Below are 24,856 nucleotides of genomic sequence, written 5' to 3' on the forward strand. Positions count from 1 at the left end.
CCGCAGTTTGCGCGGCTCATTCTGACGTCCCCGGCGCCAGAGGAAGCCCGTTCAAGAGCTTCACCGCTGAACCGACCGGAAGGGCCCCGATCTCCACGTATGCCCGTCCCTTGCCGGTGACCAGGGCGCGCACCCACACGGTCTCGTGCTCGGGGATTCCGGCGCGTCGCAGGGCCGCCCGCAGCAAGGCCGCTGTGTGCTCAGCCTCAGCACGCGCGCTCTTGTACTCGACCATGGGGATCACCGCCCCGCCTCCTTCAGGGCACAAACCATGTGCCAATAGGCCACGACCGGAGACGAATCCCGCCCGGCGAGCAGTCCCCGGCGGCAGCTCTCCAGGCTCTTGACCGGCTTCCCGCACGCCGGGCAGATCTCTCCAGCGGGGGCGTACGTCGTGTACTCCCACCGGCGCGCGTCGGTGTCGGCCGTACTCACCGCACCGCCCCTGATCCCGTATCCGCCCGCTGGCGCAGTCCGAGGAGTCCGTTTGCAGTTTTGGGCAATGTCCTCAACCCCTTGTCGGTTGGTGGCCGCGCCCCCGGACGTTCGCACCGTCGCGGGGTACTCGCTGCCCGGCACGGATGCGTACCGTCTCCAGAGCTTCGAGCAGGCACGTCACCGGGGGAAGTACGAACGGGGAACCCCACGACCCTCCTTGGGGATCCCCGTTGCCGCGAATTCGGGGAACCCCGCCGCGCGGCCCGGACTACTCTGAAGAGATCACTGCCGTCCCTGTTCAGGTGGCCCATGGACGAACACGAGACCCGGCGCAGCAGCTATCCGCTGACAATCCCCGACGCGCTTCTCCGAAGTGAGGCCATGCAACAGGCATGCGCCGCGCAGAACTTTCAGGAGATCTTCCGGCTTGTCAATCGCCGTACTGGATCAAGTCATGCTGTCATGGCGGCGGCCATCGGCAAGATGACCAGCTCTCGGGTCAGCGACATCATCCGGGGTGTCCGGGGCATCCGGGGACGGGAAGTCATCGAGCGCGTTGCAGACGGATTCGGCATCCCGGGCGAAATGCTCGGATTACCGGCGCGCTCATGGGAACGTCACAGCAACCCGGCACAGCCGGACGCTGAGATTGGCCGCGTCCCTGAAGAGTCGGCCCCACCACGGGTGGATTCAGTAGGCGTCGACCGACGCGTTTTCGTCCCCGCTTCTACCACCCTGTCCGTTGCTGCAACACAGATCAGCCGGGGGCAGCGTGTCATTCAAGCTCTCAAAGTAATGAGCAATGATAGTGCGAGCATGCTTCCGGTTGTTCTCGGTGAGCTCATCGATCACTACACCCTGACGATTTGCTCTATGCCACCAACAGAAGTTTATGACGAACTGCTCACCGTCAGGAACTGCGCAAGCAATTTTCTCGAAACCACCATGCCGGGTGGACGGAGAAATGAAATCACACTATCTGTCGGGTGGCTTTCGTGTCTCCTTGGAATTGCCGCATGTGATATGGGTGCGCACGCAGCAGCGCAAATCTGGTGCAATGACGCCGAACGGCGGAGCCGAGAGGTCGGCCACCCAGAATTGTCGGGATGGGCCGTTCTCACGAAGTCTCTGATTGCCTTCTATCAGGGGCGACCTCACCAGTCCGTGGCGCTGGCTTCCCAAGGACAGAGTGTCACCGCGTCGGGGACTCTGGTTCATGCGAAGTTAGCCACACAAGAAATGCGGGCCGCAGCGATGACGGGCGACGCAGACCGCACGGAGACAGCAAGGCGCTATGCATCCAAGGAGATGACGAAATTGCCTGACGGTGTGAAGGTTACGGGTGCCTTCTCCATTTCCCCTGGGGAAGATCCTCCGTACACCGCCACATCGTTGATGCTGCTGGGACGACACGAGGAGGCAGTGACCGCCACCAACCGCGTACTGCAAACGCTCTATCGACCCGAGGCGCGGCAGCGCGGTGAACACCCGTCCAGTTACGCCCGTGCTCTGCTCATCCTGGGGCTTGCCCAAGCAGGAGCCGGAAACCTAGATGAAGCCGTATCCGCTGGCCATGACGCGCTCGCAGGAAGCCGTCCGGCATGGCCGACCGTAACTCTTGCTGGAAAACTCGGCAGTATTCTTGAACGTGACTTCGCTAATTCCGGTCAGGTGGATGAGTACCAAGCTCGATACCTGGAAGTGACTAGCCTACTAACCGGAACCACCATCTAGTCATTCACTCACCCGGAGGGGCGTAATGATCGGTGCTGATCTCAGCGCAGAACAGATTCGTGGAATCACAAGTTTCGTAGACATTGAGGCGCCACCGCCACAGGATGAGCCAACCGCCCACTTCCTGTTCGGGACGAACCAAACTCAGCCGGTCGAGATCGCGGCACAGCGGTATCACAAAGGACTTGCGCCTCTGATCATCGCAACCGGAGGAATCAACCGGCACACAGGAATTGTGGAAGCCCACATGTTCCGTGAGCTACTTATTGAGCATGGAGTCCCTGACAGTGCCATTCGGTGCGAAGATCAGGCAGCCAATACATGGCAGAACGTAGAGCTGTCCCTCCCCTACCTTCGGGAAGCCCTGGAATCGGGATTGAAGGTCACCGCAGTTAGTAAGTGGTACCACCGTCGAGCCCTTCATTGCCTAGCAACACTAGTCCCTGATATTGGACCCTTCTACGGAATTTCTTGGGAACCAATTTACGCAGGCGAGAAAATCAGTCGCACCGATTGGCTTGGGATTCCCGACGGTAAGCGCCGAGTAATCCGCGAATGGAAAGAAGTCCCCCGACGTGTTTCGGAGGGAAGTTTCAGGGGCGTGACTATTATTAGTGGTGCCTGGCAAGGCTGACTTCACCTGACGCCCTATCAGAAACATGAAAAGCCCTGTACCGGCCACCGGGGAAGGCAGCAGGTACGGGACTTCGGTGTCGGCGGCGCTGATCGCTGCGCTTCGGGACAGGGCCCGGGATGATGTCACCTACCGTTGACCCGATGTGTCTCCCTCGGTGGTGGCCGCCGACTCGTCCGCCGGTCCGTCCCGCCAATCTCCCGCTGGCCTACATCCGGCAACGCAAGCTTGATGAAACTGTTGCTGCGATCTATGCCGCGATTGACATCGTGGAGCGTCACCGAGGCGGCGGCGGCTTGACCCTTGTTTTCCAGGCAGGGTGTGAGCTGAGTCCGTGGAGGGATGTTCCGGTCGTGCATGACGTACACGATCGGCTGATGAATCTCATGACAGCCTGATGCGGCAGCAAAGGAGCATCGCGTGAACAATGCAAGGATCCAGCAGGCCAAACAAGCACTCCGTGAAAGAGTGTGGAACCTCTTGGAACGAGAGCATGCAGCGCCACCAGGGGTAGCAGGCCATATCCCGGATTTTGTTGGTGCGGACCTCGCAGCTACCCGACTCACCCAACATCCGGCTTGGCAAGCTGCGCGCATCATCAAATCAGTTCCCGATCTGGCTCAGTTTCCCGTCCGTGTCCGGGCGCTTGAAGAAGGTAAACGGCTCTACATGGCCTCCCCGAAGCTTGCCACGGAGAATCCGTTCTACTATCTGAATCCTGCTGAGCTTACCGTTCCTCCGCGCGAGGCCGCCGCCCACCGTGCAGTGGCGAATTTTGCGCAGCCGGTGGACCTGGATGAAATGCTGCCCGTTGATCTGGTTGTGTGTGGGAGCGTTGCCGTCAACCGCGATGGGGCCCGCCTCGGAAAAGGTGCCGGATATTCCGATATCGAAGTAGCCTTGCTTCACGAGGCCGGCCTCTTGGGTCCGCGTACTCTTATTGCGACGACAGTTCATCCCTCGCAGGTTCTCAATGACAAAATACCGGAGACCGAGCACGATTTTCGCGTGGATCTGATCATCACGCCGGACGAGATCTTTGAATGTAGGCCGAGTCGACGTCGCCCAGGGATTATCTGGGGTTATCTGACACCGGAAGCGATTTCCGCCATCCCTGCCTTGGCGAGTCGCAGGCAAAATTCCAGAGACACGTAAAGGGGCTCGCTCCGCCCTTCACAGGCTCACGCGAGCACAGGTGTTCTCCAGGAGCTTCAAAGTAGGGGGAGCATGGGATCAGGGGTGGGCCGCCTGTACTTGGCGCGCTTGTTGGAGCGCCGGCGCGGTTCATGGGCGGCGCCCGGTGCCCGCCGTCCGTCCCGAGGCCCGCCCGTCGACCGCCGCCCCGGCATCACCACCGATCCGGGTGTGACCTCTGACGACAACGCCTCCTCGTTACCCTGCACAGGTGAGCACCGACCTGGCCCTGCTGTCCCGCGTCGCCCACCGCGGGCGGGAGATCACCGCGCCCCGGCTGCGCGGACTGCTCGCGCTGCTCGCACGGGATCTGCGGACCGGGTGCAGCACCGGCCGGCTGGTGGACGGGCTGTGGCCGGATGAGCTGCCGGAGCGGCCCGGCAAGGCGGTGCAGGTCCTGGTGTCGCGGCTGCGGGCGCAAGTGGGTGCCGAACTGATCGTGAGCACACCCACCGGCTACCGGCTCGCACTGGAGGAGGCACAGGTCGACGCCTGCGCGCTGCTGCTGTACGAAGCGGCGAGCGCCGAGCGGGCCCGGGCCGGCGACTACTCGGACGCCCTGGCGCAGGCCGAGGCGGGGCTCGCGCTGTGGGACGGGAACACCGGCGCCGGGGCGGGCGAGGACCTGCACGACCCGGTGACCGCGCTGCGCGTCGACCACGTCCCGGCGCTGCGGGCACTGGTCCGCTCCCGGGCGCTGGCGCTCGCCCGGCTGGGGCAGGCCGCCGAGGCGACGGCGCCGCTCGCCAAGCTGGCCGCGGAACTTCCACGGGACGAGGAAGTACTCGCGGAACTGCTGGGCTGCGAGGCCCGCACCGTGGGCCGGGCCGCGGCCCTGGCCCGGTACGACAACTACCGCCGCCGGCTGCGCGAAGACCTGGGCACCGATCCGGGCCCGGGACTGCGGTCGGTGCACCAGCGGCTGCTGCACGCGGACACCGCGCCGGTCCGGCACGGTGTGCCGCACGACCCCAACCCGCTGCTGGGCCGGGACGCCGACGTCACCGCCGTGGCCGGGCTGCTGCGCCGGGTCCGGGTGGTCACCGTCACCGGGCCCGGCGGACTCGGCAAGACCCGGCTGTCCCACGCGGTGAGCTGGGCGGCCGAGCAGCCCGTGGTGCACTTCGTCACGCTGGCCGGTGTCACCTCCGACGACGAGGTGACCGCCGAGGTCGCCTCGGCGGTCGGCGCCGGGGAGGGCCTGCAGTTCGGCGCCGGCAAGGACCGGGTGAGCGGCATCGCCGCCGCGCTGGGTCCCGGGCCCGCGCTGCTGGTGCTGGACAACTGCGAGCACGTGGTGCGCGGCGCCGCCGGCCTGGTGCAGGCGCTCGTGTCGCGCTCCCGTCAGCTGCGGATCCTGGCCACCAGCCGGGCCCCGCTGGGCCTGACCTCAGAGTCCGTGTACGCGCTGCCGGAACTGTCCCTGACGGACTCGGTGGACCTCTTCGGGCAGCGGGCGAGGGCGGCCAGGCCCGGTGTGGAGCTGCCCGCCGACCGGGTCACCGAGATCTGCCGTCATCTGGACGGGCTGCCGCTGGCCGTGGAACTCGCCGCGGCCCGGGTGAGGGTCCTGTCCGTGACCGACATCGCGCACCGGCTGAAGGACCGGTTCGCCCTGCTGCGCGGCGGAGCCCGCGACGCGCCCGAGCGGCACCGCACGCTGCACGCGGTGGTCGAGTGGAGCTGGAACCTGCTGGAGAGCGACAGCCGGGCGGCGCTGCGGGCGCTGTCCATGTTCCCCGGGGGGTTCACCGCGGACGCGGCGCAGAGCGTGCTCGACGGGACCGGTGACGCCGTCGCCCTGCTGGAGCAGCTGGCCGGCCAGTCCCTGATCGAAGTGGGCGACAGCGCCACCGGGGTGCGCTTTCGCATGCTGGAGACGCTGCGCGAGTTCGGGGCCGCGCGCCGCGCCGAGGCGGGCGAGGAGGAGGCGGTCACCGGGCGGTTCCTCGGCTGGGCCCGCGACTTCGGCCGGGCCCACCACGACGTGCTGTTCAGCAGCGATCCGCTGCCTTCCTGGCACCGTATCCGGGCCGAGCAGGACAACCTGGTCCTGGCGTTGCGGTACGCGCTGGCCCGGTCCGACGGGCCCGCCACCGCGGGTCTCACCGCCGTGCTGGCCTCGCTGTGGGTCACCGACTCCCACTTCGCCCGGCTCGCCGCGCTGGCCACCGAGACCGGCGAACCACTGTCCCGTTTCCGGCCCGGATCCGCGAACGCCCAGAACCCTGCCGACCCCGAGAGCCCCGGGGACGCCGTGGACGTCGAGGCGGCCCGCAGTGCGGCGGCCGTGTGCACGGCCGGCCTCTTCATGGGGCACGGTCCGCACGCCGTACGCCACCTGGCCACCCTGCGCCGGCTGCCGCCCGCCCCGCCCGACACGGTGCTGCGTGCACTGTCCACCGTCCTGTGCGCCCTGCCGGACGCGCACCCGACCCGGTACGAGCGGCTCCAGGAGCTCTGTGACGCCGACGAACTGCTGCTGGCGGGCGTCGCGGCAGGCGTCGCCAGCTATGTCTGGGAGTTCGAGTACGACACCGAGCGCGCACTCGACTGCGCCCGCCGGATGGTCGAGGCGCTTCAGCCGCTGGGCAATCCGGCGCTGAACCTGCTCGGTCACGGGCGGACCGGTGAGCTGTGCCTCCAGTCCGAGCGGGGCGAGGAGGCACACCGCCACCTGCGCGCCGCGCTGAAGTCGCTCGACCACTTCGGCGAGTGGCTGGACCCGGTCGGCGTCCGCTGGGGGCTGGTGCTGGCCTGTCTCCAACGCGGTGAGGTCGACGAGGCGGAGTACTGGCTGGGGCTCGCCGCCCTGGACGAGCAGTCGCAGCCCACGGCCGTCTTCACCCCCGACCTGCCGGCCCGGGCCGAGATCGCGCTGGCCCGGGGCCGTACCGAGACGGGGCTCGGGCTGTGGCGGCAGGCGATGGAGCGGACCGGGGAGGACGGCGTGCGGCAGGCCGACGACCCGTTCGTGGATCCGTGGTCGCTCCAGGTCAGGTCGGCGGCGCTGGCCGCGCACGCGCAGCACGGCCGGCTCGATCCGGTGGCCGGGCTGGCCGAGCAGCTTCGGCAGCGGCTGCTGACCATGCTGTCCGGCCCCGGGGACAGGTCGACCCCCCTGGAACTCCCGGTCTACGGCACGACCCTGCTGGCGCTCGGGTTCGCCGGGCTCGCGACGGGGCGTACGACGGCGGTCCGTCTGCTGGCCCTGGCGGACCGGATGCCGGCGGTACGGGAGTTCCCCACGCTGTCGGCGACGCGTTCCCGGCAGACCGCCGAGCGCGCCGACAGGGCGGCGTACACCGAGGCGAGATCGGCGTACGCCGCCCTGGGGCGGGACGAACTGCGGGCTGCGGCGCTGCGCGAACTCAACGACGTGGCTCCCGGGTGAACCGCGCCTTGGACCACAAGTAGCCGAGCAGCACCAGACCCAGGCTCCAGGCGACGGCCAGGACGGCGTTCCCGGTGCCGGTCCCGCCGCCCAGCAGCAGTCCGCGCAAGGTCTCGATGGCGGGCGAGAACGGCTGGTACTCGGCGAACCAGCGGAACCAGCCCGGCATGGCGTCGACCGGCACGAACGCGCTGGACAGCAGCGGCAGCATCATCAGCGGCAGCCCGATGTTGCTGGCGCCCTCCGGGTTGGGGGAGGACAGGCCGATGCCGACCGCGAGCCAGGTCAGCGCGAGCGAGACCAGCGCCAGCAGCCCGACCGCGGCGAGCCACTCCACCGGCCCCGCGCCGGGCCGGAAGCCGACGGCGATCCCGACGGCCAGCACCAGGGCCAGCGCCAGCAGCGTCTGGATCACACCGGCGACTACATGGCCGATCAGCACAGACGCGCGGGAGATCGCCATGGTGCGGAACCGGTCGATGATGCCCTCGGTCATGTCGGTGGCGACCGACACCGCGGTACCGAGCGCGGTACCGCCGACGGTCATCAGGAGGATGCCGGGCACGAGGTAGGCGACATAGTCGGAACGGTCCGCGTGGCCGCCGTTGATGCCGGCGCTCATCACGTCGCCGAAGACGTACACGAACAGCAGCAGCAGGACGACCGGGGTGAGGACGACGTTCAGGGTGAGGGCGGGGTAGCGGCGGGCGTGCAGCAGGTTGCGTCGCAGCATGGTCAGGTTGTCGCGGAACGGGTGGGCCCGCAGCGGTTGGGAAGCGGCGCTCATCGGACGGTCTCCTCTTCGGCGGACGTGCCGGGGGCGGCGGCGGACATGTGGGGGACGGTGGGGGCGGCGCCGCCGGTCAGGGCGAAGAACACGTCGTCCAGGTCCGGGGTGTGCACGGACAGTTCGTCGGCCTCGATGCCGGTGGCGTCCAGCCAGTCGAGGACGGCGCGCAGCTCGCGCTGACTGCCGTCGCTGGGGACTTGGAGGGTGAGCGCGGTGTCGTCCCGGGTGCTCCCGCGCAGTGCGGTCGCCGCCCGCTCGTACGCCCGCGGGTCGGAGAAGCGCAGCCGGACGTGGCCGCCGGGGACGAGCCGCTTGAGTTCCTCGGCGCTGCCCTGGGCGACCAGCCTGCCGCCGTCGAGCACCGCGATGCGGTCGGCGAGCTGGTCGGCCTCCTCCAGGTACTGGGTGGTGAGGAAGACGGTGGTGCCGCCGGAGACCAGCTCACGGATGATCTGCCACATGGTGTGCCGGGACCGCGGGTCGAGACCGGTGGTCGGCTCGTCGAGGAAGATGATCCGCGGGTCGCCGACCAGGGTCATGGCGATGTCGAGGCGGCGCTTCATACCGCCGGAGTACGTGGAGGCGGGCTTCCGCGCGGCCTCCACCAGGTCGAACCGCTCCAGCAGTCCGGCGACCACCCGGCGGCCCTCGGCGCGCGGCAGATGGTGCAGGTCGGCCATCAGGAGCATGTTCTCCTCGCCGGTGATCAGCCCGTCCACGGCGGAGAACTGACCGGTGACCCCGATGGCGGCCCGTACCGCCTGGGCCTCGGTGGTGAGGTCGTGTCCGGCGATCCGCGCCTCTCCCGCGTCGGCGGAGATCAGCGTGGAGAGGATGGTGACGGCGGTGGTCTTGCCCGCGCCGTTCGGTCCGAGCAGCGAGAAGACGGTGCCGGCGGGCACCTGGAAGTCGATGCCGTCGAGGACGGTCTTGTCCCCGTAGGACTTCCGCAGTCCGCTCGCGTGGATCGCGAGGTGGTCGTTGGTGGTGGTCATGCGGCAGAGCCTGCGGCCGGCCGGGTTCAGAACGGCTTCAACCCGGTTTCAGCCCGCCCGGCACCGGTGCACGGCGGACTCCGTCCGGTGAAACCGGATCACGGCCACGGACTCCGACTGTGACAGTGCTTCTGCCTGTGGTTGATGGCAGGACCTCACCAGCGGACGAACGGAAGCGATCTCGCGCGCCGCGTAGACCTGCGTCTGCGACTCGACGTAGGCGACCACGGACCGGTCGGTCAGCGTCGGCAGGTTGACTCGTCCGCCGGTCTGCGGAGTTCGCAGAGTTCGCTGAGTGCGCGGAGTTCGTCGGGCGGCAGGTCGGGGCGGGCTTGCAGCGCCGTGATGACGAGTGCGGCCTTCTCCGTCGCCCCGTGCTCGTCCAGCCAGGCGAAGGCGAGGGTGATGGCCCGCCGGGCGTCCGCGGTGGGCAGGTCGGCGCGGGAGAGCAGGGGGCCGAGCACGAACCGGGCGCGGGCCGCGGCGGCGTGTTCGCCGAGCCAGGTGAAGGCGGCCAGGACCGTGCGGGCGGCGTCCTCGGGGGTGAGGCCGTCGTCGGACAGGAGCGGTCTGAGGACGATCGGTGCGCCGGCCGCGGTGGGGTGGCCGTCCAGCCAGGCCAGGGCCAGCGGGCGGACCGACCGGGTGTGCTCGGTGGCGAGGTCGCGGCGGGCGAGCAGCGGGCCGAGCACGAACCGGGCCCGGGGGGCGGCCGCGTGGTGGCCGAGCCAGCGGAGTGCGAGGGCGGCCGACCGCTGGGCCTCGGGATGGGTGAGGTCGGTGCGTTCCAGCAGCGGTCGCAGGACATGCGCGACGCTCGCTGCGGCGCCGTAGCGGTCGAGCCAGGTCAGGGTGGTGGAGACGGTCTGCCGGACGGCGTCGGCGGGCAGGTCGCGGCGGGCCAGCAGCGGGTCGAGGACGTGTCCGGCGCCGAAGGAGGTGCCGTGCCCCGAAAGCCAGGCGAGGGCCATGCCGACCGACCGGCCGCGCGGTTCATCGCCGGGTTCACCGGTCGGTTCACTGCCCGGCTCACCGCCCGGTTCACCGGTCGGTTCACCGGTCGGCTCGGGGCGGGCGAGCAGCGCGGCGAGCACGAACCGGGCCTCCGCCATGGACGGGTTCGCGTCGAGCCAGGCGAAGGCGTGGGCCAGCGCGCGCCGGGCGTGCCCGTCGGTGAGGTCGGTGCGGGCGAGCAGCCGCCCGAGCACGTAGGCGGCATCAATGGTGCGGGCGTGGTGGTCGAGCCAGGTGAGCGCGGCGGCGGCGGACCGCTCGGCGTGCTCGGCGGTCAGGTCGGACCGGGCCAGCAGCGGTTTGAGGACGTATCCGGCGCCGAGGGCGCAGACCCGCTCATCGAGCCAGGCGAGGGCGGCGCGGGCCGACCGCCGGGCGTCCGCGGACCGCAGGTCGTTCCGGCTGAGCAGCGCCTTGAGGACGAACTGCCCCTTCGGTGCGGTGGCATGGTGATCGAGCCAGGTGAGGGCCGCCGCGACCGCCCGCGCCGCCGCCGTCGCCGACAGGTCGCCGCGGGCCAGCAGCGGATCGAGGACGTAGCCGGCGCCGGGTGTGACGAGATGGCCGTCCAGCCAGGCGAGGGCCGCCTCGGCGGTCTGCCGGGCGGTCTGGGGAGTGAGGTCGGTGCGGGCGAGCAGCGGGTCCAGGACGAAGCGGGCCTCCGCGGTGGCCGCGTGCGCGTCGAGCCAGACCGTGGTGTGGACGAGGGCCCGCCCGACGTCGGCGGCGGCGAGGTCGGTCCGGGCGAGCAGCGCGTTCAGGACGAACTGGGCGCTGGGGGCGGCGGCGTGCAGGTCGAGCCAGGCGAGGCCCGCCGCGACCGACCGCGCCGCCGCCCCGGCCGGCAGGTCGCCACGGGCCAGCAGCGGATCGAGGACGAAACCGGCGGCGGCCGTGGCGAGATGGTGGTCGAGCCAGGTCAGCGCCGCGGTGGCGGCCCGTTGTGCCTGGTCGGCGGTGAGGTCGCTCCGGGTGAGCAGGGTGTTGAGGACGTACTGCGCCTTCGCGGTGGTGGCATGGGATTCGAGCCAGGTCAGGAAGGTCGAGGCGAACCGCCGGGTGTCGTCGGCGCCCAGATCGGTGCGGGAGGCCAGGGCGTCGAGGACGAGCCGGGCCTCGGGTCCGGTGGCGTGCTCGCCGAGCCAGGCGAGGGCGGCGGGCAGCAGCCGCTGGGCGTCGGCGGGCGGACAGTCGGGGTGGGCGAGCAGCCGCCCGAAGACGTATCCGGCGTCGGCCGTGGCGGCGTGCCGGTCCAGCCAGGTGCGGGCCGCCGCGAGTGACCGCCGGGACTGGCCGGGGGTCAGGTCGTCGCGGCCGAGCAGGCCGTTGAGGACGTATCCGGCGCCGGACGTGGTCTCGTACCGGCCGAGCCAGGCCACCGCGGCGCGGATCGCCTGCTGGGCGTCGGCCGCCGTCAGGTCGGGGCGGGACAACAGCGGTTTGAGGACGTATCCGGCGTCGCTGTCGTCGTGGCGGCCGAGCCACACCAGGGCGGCCGAGACCGCCCGTTGTGCCTCGTCCGGGGTGAGGTCGGTGCGGGCGAGCAGGGGTCTGAGGACGTATCCGGCGTCGTCGGCGCCGTGCTGGGCGAGCCAGCCGAGGGCGGCGGCGGCCAGCCGCCGTACCTCGGTCTCGGCCGGTTCGGACAGCGCGAGCAGCCGGCCGAGGGCGAACTTGGCCCGTTCGGCGCCGGTGTGCCGGTCGAGCCAGATGAGGGCGGCGCGGCTGACCCGGCGGGCGTCGGCGGGGGCCAGGTCGGTCCGCAGGACCAGCCGGGAGAGGACGAACTCGGCGTCGACGTCGGTGGCGTGCAGGTCGAGCCAGCCGAGGGCCGCGCCGAGCACCCGCCGGGTGTCGTCGGGGGCCAGGCCGGGGTGCTGGAGCAGCCGGGAGAGGACCGTCTCGGCCTCCATGCCACCGGCGTGCAGGTCGAGCCAGCCGAGGGCCGCGCCGAGCACCCGCCGGGCGTCGTCGGCGCCGAGGTCGGTGCGGGCGAACAGCGGGCCGAGGACGAAGCGGGCCTCCGCGGTGGTGGCGTGCAGGTCGAGCCAGCCGAGGGCCGCGGCGAGCGCCCGCCGGTTGCCGTCGGGGTCCGGGTCGGTGCGGGCGAGCAGCGGGCCGAGGACGAACGGGGCCTTGACGGTGGCTCCGTGCAGGTCGAGGAAGGCGAGCGCGGCACCGACGGCGCGGCCGGCCTCGGCGGGTCCCAGGTCGGACCGGGACAGCAGGGGCCGGAGTATGTAGCCGGCGTCGAGGGCCGTCGCGTGGTGGTCGAGCCAGCCGACGGCGACGGACACCACCCGTACGGCGTCCGCGGCGGACAGGTCGGACCGGGGCAGCAGGGTGCTGAGGACGTATCCGGCGCTGTGCGTGGCGGCGTAGCGGTCGAGCCAGACGAGCGCGGCGGCCAGCACCCGCCGGGCGTCGTCGACGGGCAGGTCGGTGCGGGCGAGCAGCGGCCTGATGACGTAGCCGGCGCCGGGGTGCCTGGTGTGCTGGTCGAGCCAGGCCAGGGTGGAGGCGACGACCTGCCGCACGGCCTCGTCCGGTACGTCCGTGCGGGACAGCAGTGGGCCGGTGACGTAACCGGCCTCGCTGGTCAGCCCGTGGGTGTCGAGCCAGGCGAGCGCGGTGGGCACGAGCAGCAGGGCCCCGTCGCCGGGCAGGTGGCGCAGCCCGCGGTGGAGTACGTGCCGGGCGTCGCGGCCGGCGCCGTGGTCCCCGAGCCAGGGGCTGACGACCTGGTCCCAGTTGTGCACGGCGGAGGCGGACCAGGGTGGTCCTGAGCAGATCGCGCCGAGCGCGTAACCGCCGACGTCCGAGTCGTGCCGCATGAGCCGGCCGATGGCCGCGGCGTGCTCGGTGAACCAGCCGTCGAGCACCGCGGTGCTCTCGGCGGCCCGGTCCGCGAGGCCCAGGTCGCCCACGATCCGGCCGACGGTGGCGGCGTACCGGCCCACCGTGCGGGCGCTGGTGAGGCAGCCGGCGAGCAGGGCGTGGGTGCCGGTGACGTCCGGGCTGGCGGCGGTCTCCGGGATCAGCACCGACTCGACGAGCTGGTCGGCGACGATGTCGTGGGCGACGGACAGCACACCGTCGCGGGTCTCCAGCCAGCCCAGCGACACCAGGGTCGCCACGATGTCGTCGGCCGTGGGCGTCCCGTCCGGGGCCTCGGCGATCGCCGCCCGGGCGGCGGCCACCACCTCGGCGTGTTCCTGCGGGCAGGCCGCCGCGGCGGCGGCCGCGGCCACCAGGTCGTGCGAGGCGCGGGCGGGTGTGTACATGCCCGGGCGGCGGGCCACGGTGAGCCCGTCCTCGCGCAGCCGTCCCCGCAGCCAGACGGGGAGTTCACCGCCGGTCCGCAGGCCCGCCGTCTCGGGCATGGAGGTCAGGCCCGCCTTGACCCGGCGTTCGATCTCGCGGGCGATCAGCAGGGCGACGATGGGGCGGTGGCCGCTGACCGCGAGCATCCGGTCCCGGCCCAGTTGCCGTACGGCCGTGGGTGCCAGCACCTGGAGGACGTTGTCGGTGATCTGCCGCTGGAACGCCTCGTCCTGACGCAGCTGCACCTCGTCGAACAGTTCGTAGACCAGGGCGCGGTCGGCCTTCAGCAGCCAGCCGGGCCGCGCGGAGGCGAGCAGCGCCAGGGTGACGCCCCGGCGGCGGGCCTCGGGGAGCAGGTGGTGGCGCAGCGCCAGCAGGTCGAGGCTGGTCTCGTTGAGGTCGATCACCACCAGGACGTCGCCGACGTCGGCGAAGACCTGGTCGGCTATCTGCTCGGTGATCGTCTCGCTCTGGTTGTGGGGCAGGACGTGCAGCACCCGCCAGCCCTGTTCCAGCGCGAGCCGGCCGACCTCCAGGCCGGTGCGGCTCTTTCCGGTGCCCGCGGCGCCCAGGAGCAGCACCCCGCGGTCCTCGGACATCACCAGCCGGGTGAGCAGTTTGCGCGGGGAGGCGGCGTCGTCGCTGCCCGGTGAGACGAACGGCAGCCGTTCGGGGGTGAGGTTCTTCTCGAAGTCGCTGAAGCCCTCGACGCGTTCGGCCTGGGAGATGACGGCCCACAGCCGCGGGCGCACGGGTTCGCGGGCGGGCGGGTCCAGCGGCACGGCGCGGGCCGGTACGAAGTCCTCGGCGAGCACGGCGGCGAACTCCGGGTCGCGCAGCGCCTGGGCGAGGGGTTCGGCCTCCGCGCTGCCCGTGCCGGCGGCGGGCAGCCGGTGGGCCTGCACGCCGACCAGATAGCGGTCGTGGGCGAACAGGGCCGTGCCGGACACGCCCTGCCAGGCGTCCTGGCCGTCGGGTCCCCGCTCACGCGGCAGGTGCGTGGTGATGGTGAGGCCGAGCAGCCCCGACTTCAGGTTGGAGCCGAGCCGGATGTTCCCCTCGAAGTCGCAGCTCTCGCGCCGGTCGAGGCCCTCGAACCGGTCCGAGGCGGCGTGCTGCGCGAACGCCGGGAAGCCGATGCCGGTGAACGGCACGCTGCCCACCGCGTCCGGCAGGCTGCCGAAGTCGACGCGCGGTACGGAGCCGAGGCCCGCGGGCACCTCGTCGAGGCGCAGCAGGGCCAGGTCCTGCCGCTTGCTCCGCCACGCGACGGTGACGGGCAGCGGGTCCCTGTCCCGGCCGAGGAAGACCGTGCAGGCCGGGTCGGCTTCCTGGCCGAGCAGATGCTTCACCGTGAGGATCAGCCGGGTGCTGATCCGGTAGCCCGAGCCGTACTTGTGCCCGCCGTCCCGTGCGACGAGTACCTGCGCGACCCTGTGTTTGTCGATCGGGGCCATGCAGTGCTCAGCCCGCGGGGAAGAGGTTCGACACGTCGTCGTCCGTGAGGACGGGCCCGCCGTCGTGGGTCTCGGCGGCCAGGCTGAGCTTCACCGTGTGGGTCTGCGCGGTCCTGCCGCCGCCCCTGCCGCCCAGTGACACCACCCAGAACTTCACCCCGGCGTTCGCTTCGGCGGTCTTCTCCACCGCGACCTGGAGTTCCAGGTCGATGGAGTTGATCCTGAACCGCACGTCCTGGCCGGCCGCGGCCAGCCGGGCGCGGTCGATCTCCGCGCGAAGTGAGGTGAGCAGATCGGACAGTTCGATGTCCATGGGTCCCCCGAAACCGTACGGAATCCGTCAGCTGCCTGTGGCGTGCGTGAAGTCTCTCAGATACCGGGGTGTCGGGAGCCGGAACCGGTCATGTCCATTGCCGTGCGGGAACGGGAATCGGCCGGGGCCGGGGTCAGGACGGGGGCCTGGGCCACGGACCTGGAGCACCGCACGGTCGGCTGCGGGCACTTCCTGGCGGAGGAGGACCCGGCCGCGGTCTGCGCGGCGCTGCGCGCCCTGCTGGGGCGCTGACCGCGAACACGCGCGGGTCCCGCAGAGCGAAGAGAACTCGCTCCGCGGGACCTGCGTACCGCGATCTGACGTACCGCTACCGAGTAGCGCCACCAAGTACCGCTGACGGGCCGCTACTTGACGTAGACGAGGCCGTCGGTGGTGATGGTCGGACGGCCGCTGGTGCCGACCACGACGAGCTTGACGGTGTGCTTGGCGCTGCCGGCCCAGGACTTGGTCCAGATCGCGTTCCGGTACTGCGTGGTGGACGACTTCAGGTCGACGGTCGAGACCTTCGTCCCGTCGACGTACACGTACACCTGCCCGGAGGTGGCGGCGCGAGAGACCACCAGGGCGGCCGAGCGGCCGGTGAAGGTCCAGGTGAGGCTCGCGTTCTTGGCCGAGCTGGAGTACGACTTGCCGCCGAGGTAGCTGGAGCTGGAACGGGTGCTCCAGCTGCCGGACTTGACCGCAGAGGTCTCCTGGAGGATCACCGGGGTGTAGGCGGACGAGACCGTGCGGTAGTTGCCCGCCCAGTCGTACGCGCGCATCGACCAGGTGGTGGCGGCGCCGGGCTTGGCGGTGCGGCTGGAGCTGGTGGTGGTCGGGCCGTAGGTGGAGGTCGCCGGGGCCAGCAGGCTCACCTGACGCAGGGCGGTGGTGTCGGCGGCCTTCCAGCCCAGCGTGACCGGGACGGAGGTGGTGCTGACGGTGCCGGTGCGCAGGGCGAGGTTCGGGTTGGTGCTGAACGTGGGGGCGGTGGTGTCCCCGACGATCTTCACCGAGGCGCTGGTGGCCGTCTTGCCGGACTGGTGCGTGGCCCGCACGGCGACCGTGTGGCTGCCCACGGCCAGGGTGGTCGCGGCGGAGGTGGCCGAACCGGCGGCGGTGGCGACGGTCTTGCCGTCGACCACCAGCTCGTACTTGGAGACGAGCGAGGACGGCGTGGTGGCCGACCACTTCACGGTGACGGCGCCCTTGGTGTAGTACGTCGAGCCGTTCAGGGTGGCGCCGGTGACCGAGGCGACCTTCAGGCCCTGCACCGGACCGGCCGCGAGGGTGCGGATGGTCGACAGCTGCCCGTAGAGCGAGTCGCCCGGGCACTGGGTGTTGTAGCCGTCACGGTGTGCGGCGATCCGCGGGAAGGTGTACTTGGTGCCCGCGGTGAAATCCTTGCCGAAGAAGTTCGTCTGCGTGGCGCCCGCGTTGAGCTGGACGGTGCCGGCCGGGTCGGCGCCGTACTGCCCGAGCTTCCAGGCCGCGACCCGCGCGACCGAGGTCAGCGCGGCGCTCGACGCGCCGGCCGTGGTGTAGGTGCCGAGCACCGCGATGCCGGTGGACTCACGGTTGAAGCCGTAGGTGTGGGCGCCGAGCACCGGCCGGTCGACGCCTCCCTTGCGGCCCTCGAAGATGGTGCCGCACTTGTCGACGAGGAAGTTGTAGCCGATGTCGTTCCATGCCTTTTCGTCCGACTTGTCGGACGTGTGGTACACGTAAATGCCCCGGACGATCGCCGCCGACTGGTCACACGTGTAGTCGGCCCCGTCCGTGTGGTGCACGAACACGGACTTCACATCGGCGTTGTACTCCGACGGGTCGGGACTCCGCGATTCGTCGGCGCCCCAGCCGGCCCGGGAGACGATCGGCGGCCTCGGCACGGTGGACGGCGGCGCCGGGGGCATGGTGGGCGGCGGGCTCGTGGAGGGGGTCGTGGAGCCCGAGGGGGCTGCGGAGCCGGAGGCGGGCGCGCTGGTCGAGGGGGCCGCCGAGAGCGAGGACGACGCCGGGCCCGAAGGGGTGGCGGAGTCGGCCGGGGTGGCGCTCGCGGTGTCCGCCGCGGCGAAGGCGGCCGGATCGGCGTCGGCGCGCTTCACCTCGGCGTCGGTGACCACACCCGGGTCGACCAGGCTGACCCGGAGCCCCGCGGGCAGCGCGGCGGTCGAGCCGTTCTTGCGCAGGACCTGGGCCTCGACGCCGTCGGACGGACCGACCCACAGCGGCTCGGTCGCACCCCCCGCCGCGGCCTCGGGCCCCTCGTGCGGGTCCGCCATCTCCAGGTCGTGCCAGGCGCTCCACTCACCGGTGTCCAGGCTGCGGGTGCGCACCTGCGCCGTCCCGTTCAGCCGGTGGGCGGCGCCCGTCCAGGAGACGCCGAGCAGCGAGAACTGCTGGGTGCTCGTCCGCCCCAGCTCCCGCTTGCTGCTCGTGGCGGTCTTCAGGCCGAGGGCGAAGACCTTCGCCGGCCGCTCGGCGCGGGCTCCGGTCCCATGACCGTCGGCGGGACTGGCGACGGCGTAGGACACCACGCCCCCGCCGCCCAGTACGACCGCCCCTAGCGTCAGCCACACCCGCCGTTTCAGGGTCAACGGTCTGTACGCGTGCGACGTGCGAGGACTCACTATGTATCCCACCCCTAAGAAGGCCGCTGAGCTCCGCGCGGGACCGCGGCGGAAGTTTTCGGGAGGCACACCTGACACACAGATGCACTGTTGCCTTCAGCGCACAGCCTGCACCAAACCGTCACTCGAACCGCAACCAGAGTGACGGAGACCACACTTGCGACGCCTCCGGCACGACCCGATCGCCCCGCCCACCACGGCCCGCCCCGCGACGGCACATCCGGCTACGGTCAACTGCCTTGCACAGCACGCTAGTTGAGGCAATGCCCACCGTGCCGGCAATCGCCGGGACAGCCCTGGCAACCCGTACGCCGACAGCACTCGCACGTCCGCCCGCGGCCGGAGGGACCGCGGGCGGACAGAGGCGGACAGAAGTGATGGACAGAAGTCAGTGACTGAGGTTGTGGACAGAAGTCGGTGACCGAGGTCGTGGGTCGGCGTGCGGGCGGTGGTCCGGGGTAGCCGGTCAGCGCTGTCGGCCGCCGGTCGGTCGGCTCAGACGTTGACGCCGAAGTCCGCGGCGATGCCGCGCAGACCGGAGGCGTAGCCCTGGCCGACCGCGCGGAACTTCCACTCGGCGCCGTGCCGGTACAACTCACCGAAGACCATCGCCGTCTCGGTCGAGGCGTCCTCGGACAGGTCGTAGCGGGCGATCTCCTGGCCGTTCGCCTGGTTCACGACCCGGATGAACGCGTTACGGACCTGACCGAAGCTCTGCCCGCGCGGCTCCGCCTCGTGGATGGAGACGGGGAAGACGATCTTGTCGATGTCGGCGGGCACGGCGGCGAGGTTCACCTTGATGCTCTCGTCGTCGCCCTCGCCCTCACCGGTGAGGTTGTCCCCGGTGTGCTCCACGGAGCCGTCCGGGCTCCTGAGGTTGTTGTAGAAGACGAAGTGCGCATCGGAGGTGACCTTGCCGGACGTGTTCAGCAGCAGCGCGGAGGCGTCCAGGTCGTAGTCCGCGCCGGTGGTGGCGCGCACGTCCCAGCCGAGGCCGACGACGACGGCGCTCAGACCCGGTGCTTCCTTGCTCAGCGATACGTTGCCGCCCTTGGCGAGCGAGATTCCCACGGCTCGTCCTCCCGTTGTTCGTCCGTGTGACCGTGCAGGGTCCGTCGGTACCATCACTCGCTTCAACGCGGCACTCGCGCCCACGGTTCCGATGTTTGCGCAATAACTAAACCGTTACGGCGAACGGCAGGACGGGGCGGGGCCTGCGGGCGGTGGTGGCAGCCGTAGCGGTAGCGGTAGCGGTCGAGTGGCGCGGATCCGTGACCTCGGCGTCGCATGACGGGCGCACACCGTCGGCGCACGGTGCCCTCCGGAAGCGGTCATTGTGGTGCTTGCGGCGGATTGAACCGGTCCCGTCGCCGGGACGTTGTCTCCCGGACAAGGAGCCACACGGGGTCGGCAGGCCCGAGTTCGGGCCGCAGGCAGGACACCCACGGTCGCCGTCGGCGTCAACAAAAGGAGAGTCAGCGAAAAATGGATTCTTACAGCAGCGATTCCAGCAGTTCAGAAGAACCAGGCTACTACACCCGTGAACAGCAAAGGGGACTGGATGACCTCAACAGCCTTATGCGGAGCAACCAGGAACGCGGTATGCAACAATACTTCCGCGCCAATCCCCCGGATGAAGGAATGCAAGCAGCGATGGCCAATGCAGTGGCCACGTTGCAGTCTTACACAGAGACTTTGCGTACCCTCCAGGACGCCAGGAGGTCCTATGACCGTCACCCGAATTCAGAGAGGCGGTATAACGCCTACGCAAGCGCCTCGGAGGCGCATGACCTATCCACTAATCAGTGGATACAATACGGGACCCACTTTCATGAAGAAGTGGCGACCGCCTTGGACTTCCGGGACCAAGACGCGCGCCGCATGGCAGAACAGAGCCAAGCACCTGTGGCACAGATGTTGGCGCATTTAAATTCTGAGAATCCGCAGCAGCAGAACAACGGAAACAACAACAACCGGCACAACGGCAACCGCCACAACGACAACCGGCACAACAACGGACGCAACGGACGCAACGGGGGCTCACAGGGCGGATCGACGAGCCAGCGCCGTTCCGGTCGCAGCCGATAACGCCTCAGGACGGAGAAAAACAGCACGCTGCGTCGAGGTACGGGATTGCCGTAGCGGCACGGCCCGGAAGGCGCCGACGAAGACGAGATCCGCGAAACACCCGCCGCCCGATCGAACGGCGCACGAACAGGACGCCCGCCACGCGGGACGCCCCGTCCAGAGCCGGCAAAGGCTGCGGCGGGCGTTCCCGTACCTGATGACGGCGACCCGCAGTCCACCGCCTGCGGACGCCGTCTACTTCCGCTTCATCGTGCCAGGTGTCCCAGCCGGCCGGTAAGGCAGGCCGGCGGTGCTGCCGGCGAGTTGCGGCCTAACGCGCGTGCCCGCGGAGGAGACCGACGGCTGGTTGTCGCGGGCGGCCCGACCGACGGGGTTCTGCACGGCGGTCCCACCGACGGGGTTCTGCACGGTGGTCCCACCGAAGAGGTTTCGCATGTGTGCAGCGGTGCCTTCCACCGCCCACTTGAGCGCATCCTGCACGGGAGCGAAAGGGGCCGACTGGGTCTGGCTGCTCAGAGCGTCCAGCCTCTTCTCCATCAGATCGTGCTGGTCCTTCTTGATGACCGCCCACGCCAGGACGTAATTGATCATCAATTTACCGTCTTCCATGGATCCCGATGCCTGGTACTGGACTTTTGAGTCGGCACACAACTCGGACATTCTAGCGGACGCGCGTTCTTTTATTGCTTCGTCCGACGCCCTATCCTGCACCCTCTTCGGCTCGCGCAGGGAGATGGCTCGCCTGTCAAGGGAATTCTGGCGTTTCTTGGCTTCATCGATCAAGGAATTCACTTCACGCTCGGCGCTCCTGGCGGCGTTACCCCCCTCTTCGAACTCCGCGTGCAACCTCTCGGACAAAGACTTCAATCCCCCCTCTTCCACCTCAAAATAGGCTTTACTGCATACGAGATCATCCGCGGCCCAGCCTGAAGCCCGTTTTTTCAGCCGCTCGTCCCTCTCCTGCCGCATCTGCCGGAGATCTCCCGTTTCCGATGCTTCCGGTCGTGGCGCTGGCATCTCTGATGCCCTCCTTCTCCTCAGGTGCAGTGTTGAGAAGTGACAACGGACCGGCGGGCCCAGGGGTTCAGCCGGACGCCGGGGCTGTCCGCATCCGTGCGACACGGCCATGGCGACGGTCCCGGCAGACGGTCCGGTGGGCGTTCGCGAAGGCCCCGGCTCGCCCACAGCGCACAGCACCGCGTCCGCAGCGGCCCGCCGGCCTCCCGCACAGCCCCGCGAACCCGCATCCCGCCCACGAGCATCCCGCATACGAGACAGAACCTGCCATAACGCCCCTAATGGAGGACACTGAAAGGCGAAAGGTGGGCCTGTCGGTGCCGCAAAGGGGGTGTCGACCATGGCAGGGATACGGCTCGACCGGGCGCGGACGTGGCGCTGGCACCGCAGTCCGCTGCGGCGTCGCAGCGACGTCGTCGAAGCCTGGATCCTGCTCGCGGCCTGGGTGATCGCCATCGTGGGCAGCATCTTCGCCGGAGTGGCGGCGGCGTCCGCGGTGGACCGCAATCTGGCGCAGCAGCGGGCGCAGCGGCACTCGGTGCCGGCCGTCGTCACCGAGAACGCGCCGCACGGGCCGTCCGCGCAGACCCCGGACGGCGGCCACGTCTGGGCCACCGTCCGCTGGACGGCCCCGGACGGCTCGACGCACGTCGCCCGCACGGAGGTGCCGCCCGGCGCACCGAAGGGCACCCAGGTCACGATCTGGACGGACCAGCAGGGCCGGCTGACCTCGCGGCCGATGGCCGGCGGGGACGCGGCCTTCCAGTCGGTGTGGACGGGCGCACTGGTGGCGGTGTCCACCGCCGGTGCCGTGGCGGGCTGCGCGCAACTGGCCCGCGGCCGGCTGGAGCGGCGGCGCCTGAACCAGTGGGCCGAGGAGTGGGAGCGCGTCGACACCCGCTGGGGCGGCCGGACGGGCTGATCCTGTGGACGGCGGGTGCGGGGAATCTGCGCAGGAGAGTCACACGGGCTGCACACAGACGCTGAAAAGGATCGTTAGCGTTGCTGGCCGCTCGCTCTGTTGTGCGAGCACTACCAGGCCGTGCCCGGACGGGCCCACGGCGCCAGCGACCCAGGAAGACCGCGGATGGACTACTGCACCTCGTGCCGTCGGCATCTCAACGGCGCCCTGGTGTGTCCCGGGTGCGGCGCGTACGCCCCGGACATCGCCCCCGACGTCTCTTCGTCCGGCATCACGGCCGCGGCTCCGGCGCTCCCGGAGACCACCCGCGCCATCCCGGACGGCAGGCCGCCCGCGGCGTGGCTGCGCCGGTACGACACGCCTCCGGCCGACGAGCCGGAGTACGTGCCCGACGCCGCGGAGGTGCCGCCGCCCCCGGCGGACGACTTCGCGAGCCCGGCGCCCTCGGGCGAGGGGCGCGCGGCGCGGCGGCGGCAGCGGGCCCGGTGGAAGAAGAACCAGCGCCGGGCCGTGGTGGCGACGGCGGTCGCGCTCGTCGGAGGCGGCCTGACCGTCGCGGCGATGGACCGCCACTCGGCCGTCCGGCCGCAGGCCGCGACGGCACCGGACAACCACCGCATCACCCTCACGGGGGAGCTGCCGGAGCAGACGGCGAGCGTCCCCGCGACGCCGACCGACGACGCCACGTCGGCCTCGCCGTCCCGGACCGAGGACCGGGACACCGGCGCCTCGCGGCAGCGGATCGACGCAGCGCCGCGCACGGTCACCGCGGTCGTCCGGCCGGACGCCGCCGCCGCACCCCGCCCGGCCACCACGCCCGCCTCGCACGCGCCGAGCGGCACGGCACCGGTCCACGCGAACCCGGGCACCCAGCAGCCGAGCGGCACGCCCACGCCGACGCCGCCCGAGAGCACCCCTGCCCCGAGCACCCCGCCGGCCGGCACCCCGTCCCCCTCGACACCATCGACCAAGCCGACGCAGCTGTGCCTGCTGGTGCTGTGCCTGGGCTGACGCCGGGACGGTAACCAGGTCAGCCCGTACATAACTCAATTCGTACGTCAGTGGAGCGGCTCCGCGTTCCCCGGTGACCCCGCCGGGCGCGCGGAGCCGCTTTCGCATATCCCGCTGAAATCTGGCAAATTTCCACTAGACAGCACATAAGTAGCTATACATACCCTTGGCTGCCATAGTGCGCGCATGAAGATCACGAAGGTGTCGTCCCTCGTCGTCACCGGTGCCGTCGGGATCGCCGGAGCCGCGCTCCTCCTCGGCGCGCTCCGTCACGACAGCGGCCGTCCCGTCGCCCGTCCCGGCGCGCTCGCCCCCCATGCCGTGCCGTCGCCCGGCGCCCCCGGCATCGGTGACCCGCTCGCGCCGCTCGACGGGAACGGCGGCTACACGGTGCGCCGTTACACCCTCGACCTCGACTGGCGGGCCCCGCGGACACCGTTCCCCGCCGCGGCCACCATCAGCGCCACCGCCACCCAGGCGCTGTCCCGCTTCGACCTCGACTTCGCGGGCAACACCCTGCACACGGTCACCGTGGACGGCGCCCCGGCGCGGGCCGTGCGCGACGGCGACGAACTCGTCATCACCCCGGCCCGGCCGATCCCCGACGGCGCCGCCTTCACCGTGCGCGTCGCCTACACCGCCGACCCGACGCAGCAACGCCACCGCGACGACGCGATCGGGGACTACGGCTGGGTGCCGACCGCCGACGGCACCGTGCTGTGTCCGCAGCCCGACGGCGCCAAGCTGGTCTTCCCGGTCAACGACCACCCGAGCCTGCGCGCCCCCGTCACCTTCCGCATCACCACCCCGGCGGACCTGAGCGCGGTGGCGGGCGGCCGGCTCGTCGAGCGGGTCCGCAGGGCCGACGGGCGGATCCGCTGGACGTACGACTCCGAGCAGCCGGTCGCCGCGCAGCTGGTGCAGCTGGCGATCGGCAGGTTCACGGTCGTCGAGGGCCGCGGGCCGCACGGGCTGCCCGTGCGGGACGTGGTCCCGCCCGACCTCGTCGACGGCACCGCGGCGTACCGCGCGCTCACCCCGGAGCACCTGGCGTGGCTGGAGCAGCGGCTCGGCCCGTACCCCTTTGGCCGGTACGGCGTGCTGGTGGGCGACACCGACCTGCCGGTGGCGCTGGAGACGCAGTCGCTGTCCGTCGTACCGAGCGCCACCCTGCTGGGCGACCGGGTCGGCGCCGAACGGGACCTCGTGCACGAGCTGGCCCACCACTGGACGGGCGACAGCGTCGGCCTGCGGCGCTGGTCCGACCTGTGGCTGAGCGAGGGTCACGCCCGGTTCTACGAGCGGCTCTACACGGACACCCACGGCGGCCCCGATCTGACGGAGGCCATGCGGTGGACGTACGAGCAGCACGACCAGTGGCGGCACGACGACGGGGCGCCCGCCGAGCCCGCCGCGTCCTCGCTGTTCCGTCAGATCCGCTACGACGGCTCGGCGCTGGTGCTCTACGCCCTGCGGGAGGAGGTCGGCGAGCAGACCTTCGAACGGATCGAACGCGAGTGGGTGACGCGCTATCAGGGCCGGACCGCGGGCACCAGGGACTTCATCGCGCTCGCCTCCCGGGTCGCGGGCCGGGACCTGACGCCGTTTCTGACGCCGTGGCTGTACGGGGAACACACCCCGCCCATGCCCGGCCACCCCGACTGGCGGGTCAATCCGGTCGCGGACGGCGCAAACACCGAGGACGCCGGGAGCGGGGACACCGGGGGTGCCCAAGACGCCGGGATCACCGGGAACGGCGCGGGCTGAGCGGGCCCGCCGGCGGGGGCGGCGCGCTGCCGCCGACCGGGTGGCCTGTGCCGGGTGGCTGGTCCACGCCGGTGAAGCTCGGCGCGCGCCTGCGCGCCGGGCACGGAAACGTACGAGAGGTGGCGTTCAGGGCA

The 24,856-nt window shown here is 70.7% G+C and carries 17 protein-coding genes; 9 read left to right on the forward strand and 8 right to left on the reverse strand.

The genetic code is table 11. The features are described 5' to 3' along the window. Positions 1-16: 16 nt before the first annotated feature. Positions 17-235: a hypothetical protein gene (locus tag ACFYPJ_RS05865; protein WP_389011066.1), complete on the reverse strand. Its 219-nt coding sequence runs from the start codon at positions 233-235 to the stop codon at positions 17-19. A 512-nt stretch (positions 236-747) separates the two neighbouring features. Between ACFYPJ_RS05865 and ACFYPJ_RS05870 the strand changes: the two genes are divergently transcribed. The 4 genes from ACFYPJ_RS05870 to ACFYPJ_RS05885 all read left to right on the forward strand — a co-directional run bounded on the left by ACFYPJ_RS05870 (position 748) and on the right by ACFYPJ_RS05885 (position 7,394). Further along, on the forward strand, positions 748-2,172 hold the full coding sequence (locus ACFYPJ_RS05870; protein ID WP_389011069.1) for a hypothetical protein: 1,425 nt from the start codon (positions 748-750) through the stop codon (positions 2,170-2,172). A gap of 25 nt (positions 2,173-2,197) precedes the next feature. Then, entirely contained in the window at positions 2,198-2,806 is a 609-nt protein-coding gene (locus tag ACFYPJ_RS05875) for a YdcF family protein (protein ID WP_389011072.1), read from the forward strand. A 420-nt stretch (positions 2,807-3,226) separates the two neighbouring features. After that, on the forward strand, positions 3,227-3,961 hold the full coding sequence (locus ACFYPJ_RS05880) for a 5-formyltetrahydrofolate cyclo-ligase (protein WP_389011075.1): 735 nt from the start codon (positions 3,227-3,229) through the stop codon (positions 3,959-3,961). Between the two features lie 250 nt (positions 3,962-4,211). Next, entirely contained in the window at positions 4,212-7,394 is a 3,183-nt protein-coding gene (locus tag ACFYPJ_RS05885) for an ATP-binding protein (RefSeq protein ID WP_389011078.1), read from the forward strand. Here ACFYPJ_RS05885 and ACFYPJ_RS05890 read toward each other — a convergent pair. From ACFYPJ_RS05890 to ACFYPJ_RS05905, 4 genes are all read right to left on the reverse strand, one after another. Next, positions 7,372-8,181, reverse strand: coding sequence for an ABC transporter permease (locus ACFYPJ_RS05890; RefSeq protein ID WP_389011081.1), 810 nt, complete (start codon positions 8,179-8,181; stop codon positions 7,372-7,374). The genes ACFYPJ_RS05885 and ACFYPJ_RS05890 overlap by 23 nt on opposite strands. Further along, a complete protein-coding gene (locus ACFYPJ_RS05895) occupies positions 8,178-9,179 on the reverse strand; it encodes an ATP-binding cassette domain-containing protein (RefSeq protein WP_389011084.1) in 1,002 nt (333 codons plus the stop codon). The genes ACFYPJ_RS05890 and ACFYPJ_RS05895 overlap by 4 nt, the downstream gene beginning before the upstream one ends. Positions 9,180-9,418: 239 nt before the next feature. Beyond that, positions 9,419-14,974, reverse strand: coding sequence for a hypothetical protein (locus tag ACFYPJ_RS05900; RefSeq protein ID WP_389011087.1), 5,556 nt, complete (start codon positions 14,972-14,974; stop codon positions 9,419-9,421). Positions 14,975-14,981: 7 nt separating this feature from the next. Further along, positions 14,982-15,287, reverse strand: coding sequence for a trypco2 family protein (locus ACFYPJ_RS05905; RefSeq protein ID WP_389011090.1), 306 nt, complete (start codon positions 15,285-15,287; stop codon positions 14,982-14,984). A gap of 90 nt (positions 15,288-15,377) precedes the next feature. Here ACFYPJ_RS05905 and ACFYPJ_RS05910 point away from each other — a divergent pair, with 90 nt between their 5' ends. Then, positions 15,378-15,539 carry a hypothetical protein gene (locus ACFYPJ_RS05910; RefSeq protein WP_389011093.1) on the forward strand — a complete coding sequence of 54 codons (162 nt, stop codon included), beginning with the start codon at positions 15,378-15,380 and terminating at the stop codon, positions 15,537-15,539. A gap of 113 nt (positions 15,540-15,652) precedes the next feature. On the opposite strand, the gene ACFYPJ_RS05915 is transcribed toward ACFYPJ_RS05910, so the two are convergent. Together ACFYPJ_RS05915 and ACFYPJ_RS05920 are read right to left on the reverse strand one after the other, a co-directional pair. Then, on the reverse strand, positions 15,653-17,878 hold the full coding sequence (locus tag ACFYPJ_RS05915; RefSeq protein ID WP_389011608.1) for a peptidoglycan recognition protein: 2,226 nt from the start codon (positions 17,876-17,878) through the stop codon (positions 15,653-15,655). Between the two features lie 534 nt (positions 17,879-18,412). Further along, complete coding sequence (locus ACFYPJ_RS05920) at positions 18,413-18,988, reverse strand: TerD family protein (RefSeq protein WP_389011096.1); 576 nt, start codon at positions 18,986-18,988, stop codon at positions 18,413-18,415. Between the two features lie 414 nt (positions 18,989-19,402). On the opposite strand from ACFYPJ_RS05920, the gene ACFYPJ_RS05925 reads away from it, so the two are divergent. Beyond that, positions 19,403-20,005: a hypothetical protein gene (locus ACFYPJ_RS05925; protein ID WP_389011099.1), complete on the forward strand. Its 603-nt coding sequence runs from the start codon at positions 19,403-19,405 to the stop codon at positions 20,003-20,005. Positions 20,006-20,239: 234 nt separating this feature from the next. Here ACFYPJ_RS05925 and ACFYPJ_RS05930 read toward each other — a convergent pair whose 3' ends face one another. Then, positions 20,240-21,022 carry a hypothetical protein gene (locus ACFYPJ_RS05930; protein WP_389011101.1) on the reverse strand — a complete coding sequence of 261 codons (783 nt, stop codon included), beginning with the start codon at positions 21,020-21,022 and terminating at the stop codon, positions 20,240-20,242. A gap of 340 nt (positions 21,023-21,362) precedes the next feature. On the opposite strand from ACFYPJ_RS05930, the gene ACFYPJ_RS05935 reads away from it, so the two are divergent. The 3 genes from ACFYPJ_RS05935 to ACFYPJ_RS05945 all read left to right on the forward strand — a co-directional run bounded on the left by ACFYPJ_RS05935 (position 21,363) and on the right by ACFYPJ_RS05945 (position 24,722). After that, positions 21,363-21,944 (forward strand): hypothetical protein, encoded by a 582-nt coding sequence (locus ACFYPJ_RS05935; RefSeq protein ID WP_389011104.1) that lies wholly within the window; start codon positions 21,363-21,365, stop codon positions 21,942-21,944. 165 nt (positions 21,945-22,109) lie between these two features. Further along, positions 22,110-22,955, forward strand: coding sequence for a hypothetical protein (locus ACFYPJ_RS05940; RefSeq protein WP_389011107.1), 846 nt, complete (start codon positions 22,110-22,112; stop codon positions 22,953-22,955). 186 nt (positions 22,956-23,141) lie between these two features. Then, on the forward strand, positions 23,142-24,722 hold the full coding sequence (locus ACFYPJ_RS05945; RefSeq protein WP_389011110.1) for a M1 family metallopeptidase: 1,581 nt from the start codon (positions 23,142-23,144) through the stop codon (positions 24,720-24,722). Positions 24,723-24,856: the final 134 nt, after the last annotated feature.

It is taken from the genome of Streptomyces sp. NPDC006012 (assembly GCF_042871185.1).
In the GTDB taxonomy this organism is placed as follows: domain Bacteria; phylum Actinomycetota; class Actinomycetes; order Streptomycetales; family Streptomycetaceae; genus Streptomyces.

Bases quoted from the DNA above. Each gene is read 5' to 3' on its own strand.
- ACFYPJ_RS05865 (WP_389011066.1), bottom strand. From the start codon at position 235: ATGGTCGAGTACAAGAGCGCGCGTGCTGAGGCTGAGCACACAGCGGCC.
- ACFYPJ_RS05870 (WP_389011069.1), top strand. From the start codon at position 748: ATGGACGAACACGAGACCCGGCGCAGCAGCTATCCGCTGACAATCCCC.
- ACFYPJ_RS05905 (WP_389011090.1), bottom strand. From the start codon at position 15,287: ATGGACATCGAACTGTCCGATCTGCTCACCTCACTTCGCGCGGAGATC.
- ACFYPJ_RS05890 (WP_389011081.1), bottom strand. From the start codon at position 8,181: ATGAGCGCCGCTTCCCAACCGCTGCGGGCCCACCCGTTCCGCGACAAC.
- ACFYPJ_RS05945 (WP_389011110.1), top strand. From the start codon at position 23,142: ATGAAGATCACGAAGGTGTCGTCCCTCGTCGTCACCGGTGCCGTCGGG.
- ACFYPJ_RS05940 (WP_389011107.1), top strand. From the start codon at position 22,110: ATGGACTACTGCACCTCGTGCCGTCGGCATCTCAACGGCGCCCTGGTG.
- ACFYPJ_RS05900 (WP_389011087.1), bottom strand. From the start codon at position 14,974: ATGGCCCCGATCGACAAACACAGGGTCGCGCAGGTACTCGTCGCACGG.
- ACFYPJ_RS05930 (WP_389011101.1), bottom strand. From the start codon at position 21,022: ATGCCAGCGCCACGACCGGAAGCATCGGAAACGGGAGATCTCCGGCAG.
- ACFYPJ_RS05925 (WP_389011099.1), top strand. From the start codon at position 19,403: ATGGATTCTTACAGCAGCGATTCCAGCAGTTCAGAAGAACCAGGCTAC.
- ACFYPJ_RS05910 (WP_389011093.1), top strand. From the start codon at position 15,378: ATGTCCATTGCCGTGCGGGAACGGGAATCGGCCGGGGCCGGGGTCAGG.
- ACFYPJ_RS05875 (WP_389011072.1), top strand. From the start codon at position 2,198: ATGATCGGTGCTGATCTCAGCGCAGAACAGATTCGTGGAATCACAAGT.
- ACFYPJ_RS05935 (WP_389011104.1), top strand. From the start codon at position 21,363: ATGGCAGGGATACGGCTCGACCGGGCGCGGACGTGGCGCTGGCACCGC.
- ACFYPJ_RS05895 (WP_389011084.1), bottom strand. From the start codon at position 9,179: ATGACCACCACCAACGACCACCTCGCGATCCACGCGAGCGGACTGCGG.